General features: G+C 72.5%; 9 protein-coding genes and 1 pseudogene. 3 read left to right on the plus strand and 7 right to left on the minus strand.

The features are described from left to right. Window positions 1–11 precede the first annotated feature (11 nt). From ACIPSA_RS26210 to ACIPSA_RS26230, 5 genes are all read right to left on the minus strand, one after another. Window positions 12–1,538, minus strand: a complete 1,527-nt coding sequence (locus ACIPSA_RS26210; RefSeq protein WP_402638468.1) for an AMP-binding protein — start codon at window positions 1,536–1,538, stop codon at window positions 12–14. Continuing rightward, a complete protein-coding gene (gene pabB, locus ACIPSA_RS26215) occupies window positions 1,535–3,652 on the minus strand; it encodes an aminodeoxychorismate synthase (RefSeq protein WP_402638469.1) in 2,118 nt (705 codons plus the stop codon). Before pabB ends, ACIPSA_RS26210 begins: the two co-directional genes overlap by 4 nt. A 30-nt stretch (window positions 3,653–3,682) precedes the next feature. Next, window positions 3,683–4,270, minus strand: a complete 588-nt coding sequence (locus ACIPSA_RS26220) for a hypothetical protein (protein ID WP_402638471.1) — start codon at window positions 4,268–4,270, stop codon at window positions 3,683–3,685. 156 nt (window positions 4,271–4,426) lie between these two features. Further along, window positions 4,427–5,071 (minus strand): class F sortase, encoded by a 645-nt coding sequence (locus tag ACIPSA_RS26225; protein WP_402638473.1) that lies wholly within the window; start codon window positions 5,069–5,071, stop codon window positions 4,427–4,429. A gap of 162 nt (window positions 5,072–5,233) precedes the next feature. Further along, a complete protein-coding gene (locus ACIPSA_RS26230) occupies window positions 5,234–5,779 on the minus strand; it encodes a hypothetical protein (RefSeq protein ID WP_402638476.1) in 546 nt (181 codons plus the stop codon). Between the two features lie 215 nt (window positions 5,780–5,994). Between ACIPSA_RS26230 and ACIPSA_RS26235 the strand changes: the two are divergent. From ACIPSA_RS26235 to ACIPSA_RS26245, 3 genes and pseudogenes are all read left to right on the plus strand, one after another. After that, window positions 5,995–6,387: pseudogene (locus ACIPSA_RS26235) on the plus strand (VOC family protein); the annotation flags it as partial. 131 nt (window positions 6,388–6,518) lie between these two features. Then, complete coding sequence (locus ACIPSA_RS26240; RefSeq protein ID WP_402638479.1) at window positions 6,519–7,427, plus strand: DUF6424 family protein; 909 nt, start codon at window positions 6,519–6,521, stop codon at window positions 7,425–7,427. A 19-nt stretch (window positions 7,428–7,446) separates the two neighbouring features. Next, window positions 7,447–9,981 carry a Helicase associated domain protein gene (locus ACIPSA_RS26245; protein ID WP_402638481.1) on the plus strand — a complete coding sequence of 845 codons (2,535 nt, stop codon included), beginning with the start codon at window positions 7,447–7,449 and terminating at the stop codon, window positions 9,979–9,981. Between the two features lie 29 nt (window positions 9,982–10,010). Here ACIPSA_RS26245 and ACIPSA_RS26250 read toward each other — a convergent pair whose 3' ends face one another. After that, entirely contained in the window at window positions 10,011–10,463 is a 453-nt protein-coding gene (locus tag ACIPSA_RS26250; protein WP_402638484.1) for a flavodoxin family protein, read from the minus strand. A gap of 58 nt (window positions 10,464–10,521) precedes the next feature. Continuing rightward, the gene (locus ACIPSA_RS26255; protein ID WP_402638487.1) at window positions 10,522–11,850 is read right to left on the minus strand and encodes a lipase family protein; all 1,329 of its coding nucleotides are present in this window, start codon (window positions 11,848–11,850) and stop codon (window positions 10,522–10,524) included. Window positions 11,851–11,902: the final 52 nt, after the last annotated feature.

Genomic DNA, 11,902 nt, shown 5'->3' on the forward strand with positions numbered 1-11,902 from the left:
TGCGGCACCGGTCACCACGCCCCCTGGCGGACGAGGTGGCGGCGGAGCTTTCCGGTGGGGGTGCGGGGCAGTGAGGGGACGAAGCTGACGCTGCGGGGGACCTTGAAGGCGGCGAGCCGGTCGCGGGCCAGACAGATGAGTTCGGCCTCCAGGCCGACGGGGATCGGGGTGACCGGGACGACGAACGCGCGCAGCCTGCTCGCGCCGCGCAGATCGGTGACGGCGGCGACGGCGACCTCCCTGACGGCCGGGTGCGTGCGCAGCAGCGCCTCCACCTCCAGCGGGGAGACCGTGATGCCGCCGACCATCTCCATGTCGTCGGCGCGGCCCAGGTGCCGGTAGGTGCCGTCGGGTTCGCGGCGGGCCCGGTCGCGGGTGGCCAGCCAGCCGCCGACCAGGGTGCGTCCGGTCTCCTCGGGCCGGTTGAGGTAGCCGGGCGTCACCGACGGGCCGCGAACCCACAGTTCGCCCTCTTCGCCGTCCGGTACGGGGTGGCCCGAGCCGTCGCGGAGCTCGACCTCGAAGCCGGGGACCGGGCGGCCGACGGTGCCGGGGTGGTTGTGCAGGAAGCTGTTGGCGCAGTAGGCGTGTCCGGCCTCGGTCGAGCCGATCTGCTCCAGGACGGGCGCGCCGAGCAGTTCGGTGATCCGGCGGCCGAGATCGGCGGGCATGCCCTCGCCCGCGGAGATCGCGGCCCTGACGGACGCGAAGCACGCCTCGTGCCCGTCCGCCCGCTCCGCCAGCAGGGCCGCGTAGGCGGAGGGCACGGAGTAGAGCAGGGTCACCCGGTGCCGGACGACGAGGTCGTCGACGGCTGCGGGGGTCGGGCGGCGGTCGACCAGGACGGCGGAGGAGCCGGAGAAGAGCGGGAAGACGAAGGCGTTGCCGAAGCCGTAGGCGAAGAACAGCTTGGAGACCGAGAGGGTGACGTCGTCCGGGGTGATGCGCAGCAGCCGTCTGCCGATGAGGTCGTGGTACGTGCGGGGGTCGCCGTGGGTGTGCACGACTCCCTTGGGGCGGCCGGTCGTTCCGGACGTGTACTGGATGTACAGCGGGTCGTGGGCGTCGACCTGGTGGGCGGTGGTCATCGGCTCGGCGCCCTGGGTGAGCGCGACGAGCTGGTCGGCGCCGAGGCGCTCGCGGCGCCGGAAGCGGTCGTCCAGGCCCGGGCCGGTCAGGCACAGCGCGGCCTCGGTGTCGTCGGCCATGAACTCCAGTTCGGGCGGTGTGAGTTCGGGGTTGACCAGGACGGCCACGGCACCGAGCCGGGCGGTGGCGAGTAAGGCCGTCACCCAGGCCAGGGAGTCGGGCAGTGCGAGCAGCACCCGGTCACCGGGGCGGACTCCCTGCCCGGCGAGCACGGTGGCCGCGCGGGCCGCGAGGTCGTGCACCTCGCCGTGGGTCCAGGAGCCGTGGCCCTGGTGGAAGGCGGGCCGGCCGGTCCACCCGCGCCGCTCGGCGAGCTCGGCCAGGTGGGCGGCGAGGTTGCCGGGCGCGCCGGTGTCGGCGGGGCTGAGCGTCGGCTGCGGTGTCGTCATCGGGTCGGCTCCTGTTCGGTGGCCGGGACCGAGCTGTGTTCCCGGTGGGCGCGTATCGGCGCGGCGGCCTTCAGCAGCATCTCGTCGTACTCGGCGGCGGGGTCGGAGTCGAGGACGATCGCGCCGCCGGCCCCCAGGTGCATCCGGCCGCCGGTGAACACGGCGGTGCGGATGACGATGTTGAGGTCGGCGCCGCCGCCGCAGCCGAAGTAGCCGAGGGCGCCGGAGTACACGCCGCGGGCCTCGGTCTCCAGCTCGTCGATGATCTCCATGGTGCGCAGCTTGGGCGCGCCGGTCATGGAGCCGCCGGGGAAGCAGGCACGTACGCAGTCCACGGCGGCGGTGCCCTCGCGCAGCCGTCCCTCGACGGTGGAGACCAGCTGGTGCACGGTGGCGTACGTCTCGGTGGCCATGAGCCGCGGGACCCGGACCGATCCCGTCTCGCAGACGCGGCCGAGGTCGTTGCGGAGCAGGTCGACGATCATCAGGTTCTCGGCGCGGGTCTTCTCGTCCGTGGTCAGCTCGTCCCGCAGCCGGTCGTCCTCCTCCGGGGTGGCGCCGCGCGGTGCGGTGCCCTTGATCGGCTTGGTCTGGGCGGTGCCGTCGGGGGTGATCCGCAGGAAGCGCTCGGGCGAGGAGCTCGCCACATCGAGGTCACCGAAGCGCAGGAAGGCCGCGTACGGGGCCGGGTTGACTCGTCGCAGCACCCGGTAGAAGTCGTACGGGTCGTACGGTGCGGGCAGCCGGGCGGAGTTGGTGAGGCAGACCTCGTAGCTGGTGCCCGCCCGGAGTTCGCGTTGGCAGGCCTCGATGTCCGCGAGGTAGGTCGCGCGGTCGCGCACCAGCCACGGCTCCGCGGCCCGGGGGTAGGCCGCGGCCTGTACGGGTGCGGCCGGCCGGTCGGACGTCACGAAGGTGAGCTGGGCGAGGGTCTGGTCGAGCCAGTCCGCGGCCTCGCGCGCGGCCCGCGGGGTGTCCTCGGCGACGCAGACGGCGTAGGTGACCTCCTCCTCGTGGTCCACGACGACCAGGCGGTCGGCGAACAGCCAGCAGGCGTCGGGGGTTCGGGCCTTGTGCCGGTTGGGGGAACCGCAGTCGGCCTTCGTCTCGTAGCCGAAGTAGCCGACGTAGCCGCCGGTGAAGTCGAAGGGCAGTTCACCGGCGTCGACCCGGCGCGTCGCCAACTGCCGCTTCAGGTAGTCGAAGACGCTCGCCCGGACCTTGCGCGGCGGGCGGCCGGGCCGTACGACCTCGCAGACGCCGGAGTCGACGTCGTAGCGCACGAACTCGCTGAGCGGACCGGAGCCGTCTCCCAGGAAGGAGAAGCGGGAGCGGCCCTGCTCGACGAGGGAGCTGTCCAGCCAGAAGGCGCGCGGGGAGTCGGCGTGGAGCCGGGTGAAGGCCGCCTCCGTGTCGACGGCGGTGGCGATGCTGCGGTGGTGCAGCCGGTAGGTGGGGACGACGGACCGGCGGGGGCGGGGGATCGCCGCGGCGGACGGGGTGATCGTGGTGTTCTTCGTACGGGTCCTGCGGGTGCGCTCCGCGGTGAGGTTGCGGAAGTTCATCAGCAGGCGGTGGCCGTGTTCGGTCAGGACGGACTCGGGGTGGAACTGCACGCCCCACAGGGGCCGGGTGCGGTGGCGCAGGCCCATGAGCACCCCGTCCTCGGCCCAGGCGATGGCCTCCAGGGTGTCGGGCAGCGGCTCGGCGACGGCCAGCGAGTGGTAGCGGACGGCGGTGAAGTCCTGCGGGAGCCCGTGGAACAGGCCCTGACCGTCGTGCCGTACGGACGTGAGATACCCGTGCCGGGGCTCCGGCGCGGGCTCGACCCGTGCCCCCTGGCCCAGCGCGATGCCCTGGTGGCCCAGGCAGACGCCGAGCACGGGGACCTGCGCCTCGGCGATCAACCGGGCGGCGATGCCGAAGTCCCGCGGCTCGGCGGGGTGTCCCGGTCCCGGCGACACCACGACGTTGTCGAAGCCGCCCAGGTCGGGCAGTTCGTCGGCGGGGGTGTCGTTGAGGACGACCACCGGCTCCTCGCCGTTCACTTCGGCGATCAGCTGGAAGAGGTTGTACGTGTACGAGTCGTAATTGTCGATGAGCAGGGTCTTCACCCGCTCACCTCCCTTGCGTCGTTCTCGGGCCTAGGCGATCCGGCGTTTGTGCCGTCCACGCAATGCCTGCAGCGGCGGATACAGCCATTTCTTGAAGAAACGCTGAAGTCGCGGCATCAGAATCCAGGTGACGAGGGCCGTCACGCACAGACACAGCACCAGCGTGCGGATCAGCGGGTTGAGGCCGCCGAGATAGGGGAGCACTATCAGATTGAATAGGAGCACCGGCGGGAAAACCGCGCCCATATTGATGAACCACAGTTTCCATTTCGGTGGCAGGCCGGGCGCCGCCGGCGCCGGACTCCGGGCGGTCTGGGCGTCGAACCAGGTCTTGGACCCCTCCATGACCCGGCGCCCGGCCTCCCGCGCCAGTCCCTCGCAGCGGGTCGACCACTGGGCCCACGTGAGGGAGTTTTCCCAGGCCCGGGCCTCGTCCGAGCTGCGGAAGCGGTAGACCATATGCCACTCCGCGTCTCCGTCGACGAGCACGCCACCGCCGAGGAAGCCCGGCTGACCGGCACCCGCGCGCAGCACGGCCCACCCCCAGGAGTGGAAGTCGGCTTCACGGCCGGGCACAACGTGGTACGCGACGGTGACGGTAACGGGATTCCTGCTCACGTCATGGAATACGCACAGCCGTCACAGCACGTTCAAACATTCAACGAGTATTTTTGACTGTCCGGAACACGACCCTTTGACGGGATTATTGCGGCGCATGTCGGACACCGGGTTCGACCACCCGACAAAAGAGAACAGCCCGCCGTCGGAGGGAGCTCAGTCGAGATGCGCGAAGACCACCAGATTCTCGGTGTAATCCCCGGCCGTCCGGTCGTAGTCGCCCGCGCAGGTGATGAGACGTGCCTCGGCCCGGGGCGTGTCGGCGTACACCTGGTGGCTGGGGAAATCGGCCTTGTCGTACGTCGCGACGCTGTCGACCACGAAGGTCGCCGTCCTACCGTCGGTCCGCCGGACGGAGAAGTGGTCACCCGCCTTCAGCTCCTCGAGGCCGGCGAAAACGGCCGCGGACGTGGTCGTGTCGAGGTGCCCCGCGATGATGGCGGTGCCCGCCTCGCCGGGCGAGGCTCCCTGGGCGTACCAGCCGACGAGGTTCACGTCGTCGGCCGGCGGAGGCTGGAGTTGTCCCGACGGGCCCATGGAGAGGGAGGTGAAGGGGGCGTCCACGCCGATCTTCGGGATGAGCAGGCGCGTCGGCAGGGAGCGAGGCAGATGCTTCCCGGCCGGGTGCGCGACGGACGAGGCTCCTCCGGCGACGCCGGACGTCTTTCCATGGCCGCCGAACAGGCTGACGACCAGGATCAGGATCGCGACAACCCACAGGACCAGGCGCCCGCCGGAGCGTGCGCTCGCTTCGGCGGGCACGGGCCCGCCAGGGGGCGCGGACGACGGAGAAGCTGCCATCGGACTCCACCTCACTCGGGCACGGGAGCGCAGCGGTCGGAGGGGAGGCCGGCCGCCGACACAGTGCGTGCGGCGGCGGCCTCGGGCCCCCAGGGCCTGTTGCGAAAGTCCCGCCTGCTCAGGCGGTACTTTCGCGACAGACCCTGGTTCGTCAGACGCGGGTCACGACGCCTGCTCGGCGACGCTTTTGCGACGCAGCGCGTACAGGCCCGCGGCACCGACGGCCACCACGGCCAGCCCACCCGCGGTGACGCCCGGCGTGGCGAGCCCGCCGCCTCCGGTGTGCATGCCGCCGCTGGGCCCGTCGGAGTCGTCGTCCCACGAGTCCTTGTCGCGGCCGTTGCCCGAACCCTTGTCCTGGTCGTTGTCCGAACCCTGGTCGCGGCCACTGTCCGAACCCTTGTCGCGGTATGTCTCGGGGTCGAACTTGCTGTTGCCGCTGTCCGAACTCCCGTCGTCGCTGGTCAGCAGGCTGAGAGCACCGCCACCCGTGTGCATTCCGCCACGCGGCTCGCCGTGGCTGCTGTCGTCGTCCTTGTTCTTGCTGTGAGAATCGCCGTGTTCCTCGCTGGAGGAGGAGTCGTCTTCCTTGCTGTAGGAGGAATCGTCACGGCTTCCGTCGCCTCCCGAGGCATGGGCCCCGGGAGTGGCGATCGCCAGGGCGGCGGCCGCGGCCGCCGAAGCCAGGATCATGCGGGCAGAACGCATCTGGAGTCCTTCCGCCGTGGCCGGGCAGCCGATACTCCATCAGCTGGGATCACCCGGCCTCGACATGAACCACCGTCAGCCAGGGCTTCGGCACGCACCATCCGGACCGCCCAGCCGGGTTACCAACACTCCCCGGCCGGCCCTCTCCGGCCGGGCCCCGAAACACGGGTGGAGCAACGGACTCGGACAGCGGGAACCTTCCGGCCCAGCCACGCGTGGCGACCGGGCTCCCCACGCGGGACCTGGACCGGGCGCGGCGTTTCTACGCCGAGAAGCTCGGCCTGGAGCCCGTCGACGAACGGCCCGGTGGGCTGCCGTACCGGTGCGGAGGCGTGGACTTCGTGCTGTTCCGGTCGACGGGAGCCTCGTCCGGCACGTTCACCGGATGGCGTGGGAGGTCGACGACCTCGAAGCCGTCGTGCCGGAACTCGGGCGGCACGGCGTGGTCTTCGACGAGGTCGACGTGCCGGGCGTGTGGACCCGGAACGGGATCGCCGAGATCGAGGGGAACCACCCGGGCAAGGGCGCACGCGGAGAACGCACGCGGAGTACGCGGTGCCCGTTTCCGGGACAGCGAGGGGAACATGCCGGGCATCGGCCGGCCGGTGCGCCGAGCGGCGCACGCCGGAGTGCTCCATTCGAGTCGCCGTCACCGGTTGCCGGGCGCACGATGAAGACAGGGGCAGTCCGTGCCGCGGGCCGGACGCGAGCCCGCGCGGTCGGCACGAGGAGGCAAGCCATGACCGTCGCCCCTACGCGACGGAGGTCCCGGACACCGGGCGCGCTCCCACCGGGCGGTGTCGAATCGGAGAACCATCCGTGGAAGATACGTCTGGTCGAGCATCCCCAGCGCTTCGAGTCCTCCTTCTTCCGCGCGGCGAAGCGGACCGCACAGCAGATCCTGAGTGACGTGAGCGACGACGACCTGCCCTACGGCCCCCGGCCGACCGTCCCGGAACACTGGGAGATGCACCACGGAGGCAGCCTCTGGGTCAAGGGACAGGGCGGCTGGCGGATGTTCCGCGCCCGGGTCGGCATCGAGTGGAGCATGCAGTTCTGCGCGGAGCCGGTGAAGGTCGACCGGCTCCGGCGGGAGGCGGCCGAACTCGTCGACGCCTTCCCGCTCACCCTGCCCGCGCTGCGGGACCTGGGGTACGAGGAGGCGGAGGACCTGCTGCGCACCCTGGTCAAGGATGCCGACGGCGTCGAGGCGTGGACCGACTCCCTCTTCAACGCGTGCGTGCCGATGAGCCATGGCAACCATCAGGGGATCCTGCCCAAGGTGCCCGGCGAGCACCACTATCCCTGGCCGGTCAAGGGCGCGGACTTCGTCCGGTACGACGACTTCCAGCTGTGGGTGACCCTGCCCGACGGCACGCACGGTGCCGTCGCCCCGGTGGACCGGCGGGGTTCGGGCGACGGGCACGTGCGGCTGGCGTTCGTGCCCGAGGGCAGCGCGGCGGCCGGGTCGCTGGCCGAAGCCCAGGACCGCGGGCTGATGGCGGTCCTGCCGCCCAACAGCTCGGCCGCCCTGCAGGCGTTCTCCTCACAGATCACCCCCGGAAGCCGCACCGCGGCGGGCCCGCAGGCCGGCCCCGGGGCAGGGCGAGGCACCGCACGACGGCACGGGGACCGGCACTCCGCCTAGCACATGAGCCGCCCGGCGCATGAGGGCCCGACGCGTGGGTGTCCGGTGGTCTAGGGTCGCTTTCGTGAGACTACGCCCCCACCAGCGCGAAGCCGTGGACGCGGTGGTACGCGCACTCGAAGCGCCGGCAGGAACGACCCTGCCCCCGCGTGGGCTCAGGACCCAGGTGGTCATGGCGACCGGATCCGGGAAGACCCTCGTGGCGGTCCGCGGCGCCGAGGAGCTGCGGGCGGGCCGGGTGCTGGTGCTGGTGCCCTCGCTGGACCTGCTCGCCCAGACCGAGGCCGCGTGGCGCGCGGGCGGCCGCAGGGGGCCGATGATCGGGGTGTCCTCGCTCCGCGGCGACCAGGCGGTGTTCCCCAACACCACGGACGTGGGCGAGCTGGTCGCCTGGGTGCGCCCCTTCGACAAGGTCACGGTCTTCGCGACGTACGCCTCCCTCGGGCTCGGCACCCTGGAGCGGGCGCACGCGGCCGGCCTGCCGGGCTGGGACCTGATCGTGGTCGACGAGGCGCACCGGACCTCGGGGCGGCTCGGCAAACCGTGGGCGGTCGTGCACGACAACGCCAGGATTCCGTCACTGCGGCGGCTGTACATGACCGCCACGCCGCGACTGTGGCAGCCGGAGGAGGACCAGCCGGCGCAGGGGGTGCCCGGTGAGCTGGTCGCCTCCATGGACGACGATCCGGACGGCCCGTTCGGCGCCCGCTGCCACACCCTGACGCTGTCGGCGGCGATCGACCGGGGGATCTGCGCGCCGTATCAGGTCGTGTGCGTCGATGTCACCGACACACAGGTGCAGGCCGCCCAGCTGCTCGGCGTGGAGGGCCGTACGGACGAGGTGCGGGGGGCCCGGCTCGCCGCGCTGCAGGCCGCGCTGGTGAAGGCGGCCGGCGAGGAGGGGCTGCGGCGCACCCTGGTGTTCCACCACCTCGTACGGGAGGCCGAGGCCTTCGCGGCCGGACTGCCGGCGGTCGCGGCACAGCTGCACGCGGCCGAGCCCGGCCGGTATCCGCAGAGGGTGTGGGCCGACTGGCTGTGCGGCGACCACGCGCCCCAGCACCGGCGCCGCGTGCTCCAGGAGTTCGCACACGTCGGCGGCCCGGGAGCGAAGGCCTTCCTCAGCTCGGTGCGGGTCCTCGGCGAGGGTGTCGACACCAAGCACTGCGACTCGGTGTACTTCGCCGACGTCCGCGGCTCCATGCCCGATCTCGTGCAGGCCGTGGGGCGGGCCCTGCGCATCCGGCCGGGTGAGGGCAAGACGGCCTCGCTGGTGGTGCCGGTGCTGCTCGGACCGGGCGAGACACCCGACAGCATGCTCACCAGCCGCGCGTACGCGGGACTGGCCCGGCTCCTGGAGGCGCTGCGCGCCCATGACGCGCGGATCGTGGAGCGCCTGGCGGAGCCGCAGGCGCCCAGCCACTCCCCCAAGGGCCGCGACCTGGACGGCGCGGGCGAGGAGCACGGCGTCGAAGGGCACCCGGGCGTGAGCGCCTCCGCCAGGGCCCTGCTGAAGTTCTCCACACCGCGGGATCCGGCGCGGCTGGCGACGTTCATCGAGCTGCGGGTGATCAACCCGGAGCACGCGCACTGGCGGCGCGGTGTCGAGGCGGCCGCTCTCTACGCGCGCGTGCACGGCGATCTGCGGGTGCCGTTCACCTTCCGGGTGCCTGGCGGCGAGGACGCCGAGGCAGACGGGTGGCCGGCCTCGCTCGCCGGGTTCCCGCTCGGGCAGTGGATCGCCGACGCCCGCCGCTTCCGCACCCGCGGCACCCTCGACGACGACCGCGCCCGCACGCTCGAGGAACTCGGCATGGTCTGGTCCCACTTCGACCTCGCCTGGGAGGAGGGGCTCACCGCCGCCCGCGGGTGGGCGGCAAGGCACGGGCATCTGCTGGCACCCCACGACGCCACCCACGAGGGGTTCAGGCTCGGCATCTGGCTGAAGAACCAGCGCGCGGCCGCCCGCAGGGCCGCCGAGAGCCAGGAGCGGCCCGACGACGGCACGACGGCGGAACCGGCGGCCGGCGCGCTGTCCGAGGAGCGCCGCGAACAGCTCGACGAGATCGACCCGGCCTGGTGCCCGGCCTGGCCGGTGGAATGGCAACGCCGCTTCCATCTCACCCGGCTCCATCTGGCGGAAGGCGGACGCCTGCCGACCGCCGCGGGCGGGACCGTACGCCAGGGCGAGGACCTCGGCCGGTGGATACGCGCGCAGCGCCTGGGCTGGGACCGGCTGACCGTCGGTCAGCAGTGGCTGTGCGACCACGTCCTGGGGCTCGAACCCGCCGCCGGGGAGGAGCGGCCCGTCCCGCGCGTGTCGCACGCCGACAAATGGGCGGTCAACCTGGAGGCCGCCACGCAGTTCTTCGCGCGCGAGGGCCACCTGAGCGTCCCGCGCAAGCACGTGGAGACCGTCACCGTCACCGTCGGCGGCGGCGAGGGCCGGCAGGTCAGGCTCGGCGCCTGGATCAGCAACCAGCGCAGCCGCGCCGCCGCGCTCACCCCCGAAAGGGTGCGCCAGCTGTCCGACATCGGCATGAGGTGGGCGTAGCGCGGGACCGGCCGATGGGCGGAGGCCGCTCAGGCCATCAGCCCCGCGGCGACCGTCGCGCCCAGTTCCCAGCACGACTCGATGTCGGCCTTGCCGGGCTCGCCGGTGACGGTCACCGCGTCGGCCGTGCGGCGCCAGCCGAGGCCCGTGGTGATCGACTCGATCCCCCGCACCGCGCCCGTGACGTCGTTCCCGCCGTGCACGTAGTAGCCGAACGGCCGGCCCCGGGTCTCGTCCAGGCAGGGGTAGTAGACCTGGTCGAAGAAATGCTTGAGGGCACCCGACATGTAGCCGAGGTTCGCCGGGGTGCCGAGCAGGTAGCCGTCGGCGGCGAGCACGTCGGAGGCGGTCGCGGACAGGGCCGCCCGCCGCACGACCCGTACGCCCTCGATCTCGGGCGTCGTCGCACCGGACACGACGGCCTCCAGCATCGCCTGGCAGTTCGGTGAGGGCGTGTGATGGACGATCAGCAGAGTAGCCACGACCCGAACCTTGCCGTGGTCGCCCTTCCGGCCGCAAACGGCGGTGCCGTCGGAGGTGTCAGGGCTGTGCGGGCATGGTCCAGCAGTCGGAGACGGCGGGCATGCCGGACAGACGTGCGGTCAGCCAGGCGACGGCGGCGCCCTGGTCGGTGAGCAGTGGGCCGAAGTGGTTGAGCAGGGCGCGGCCGGCGTTCGGCAGGACGACTGGCACATAGGTGATGTCGGCGCCCGCCCGGCACCAGTCGACGGCGAGCCGGCGGGCCTGGGCGTGCGGGACGAGGTCGTCGTTGACGCCGGTCGCCACCCGGACCGGGCTCGCGGGCGTGGACGTACCGATCCGCTGTTCCTCCAGGTAGTCCCGGAGTGCGGGTTCGGACTGGATGATGTCGCCGAGCGACCGCCCGTCGTTCGTCCAGGCCGTGCTGTGCACGGAGCCGTACGCGAAGAGCGCGTCGCCGACGCACATGGTGGACAGGTCGGCGAGTGCGGCCATGCCCGCCGCGTTCAGGTGGGCCTCGGCGATCGGCTTGAGGGCCGGGTCGGACTGCAGGAACCCGTTGACCGCCCAGCCGAGCGCGCCGGCCAGGTCGCTTCCGTCGATGGCCCGCGTGACCTCGGTCAGGTCGGCGGGCGGTGCGCCGGAATAGGTGCCGGCGAGGGCGACATCGGGGGCGTAGGCAGGCTGGAGTTCGGCGGCCGCCGCGGTCGCGCCGCCGCCCTGGCTGTAGCCGAACAGGCCCACGCGCGAGGCGGACGTGACCGACGCACCGTCGAGGGCACGGGCGGCGCGAACGGCGTCCAGCACGGCGTGCGCCCCGTCGAGGCGGTTGACGTACGTGTGCAGCCGGTCGGTCGTGCCGAGGCCGACGTAGTCGGTGACCACGACCGCGACGCCCTCGGCCAGGAGCCGGTAGATCGCCAGGTCCTCGTATCCGACCGACACCGTCTCGCCGTTGAGCAGCAGTGGATGCTCCAGGCCCATCGAGGCGGCGCACTGGTCGCCCTGCCCCATCGTGCCGGGCGCCAGCGCGACCAGCGGGCGCGCTCCCCCGGCCGGCCACGCGGCCGCCGGTTCGATGTAGGCGCCGGTCACCGCCACCGGTCGGCCGCCGGAGTCGGTGGACTTGTACATCAGGCGGGTCGCCCGGCCGGGCAGCGGGCCGGGGATGCTCGGCAGGCTCAGTGCGAGCGGGAGGGGTTCGCTGCGGATCAGGGCACCGTCGGCCGTGGGCAGTGTGACGGGCGGGTTGTAGAAGGCCGGGATCGTGACACCCCGGGACACCACCGGGTCCGACCCGGTGTCCGCGGCGGCGGGCACGGTCCGAACGCCGAGGCAGGCGGCGGTCATGGCGACGGCTACGGGCAGCAGGCGAGCGAGGAGGGGCATGGCGGACCTCCTGGGCAGGGGAGGCTGTTGTCTCCGGAGCGGCTGCCAGGAC

The organism is Streptomyces sp. NPDC086549 (assembly GCF_044746205.1).
Lineage (GTDB): Bacteria > Actinomycetota > Actinomycetes > Streptomycetales > Streptomycetaceae > Streptomyces.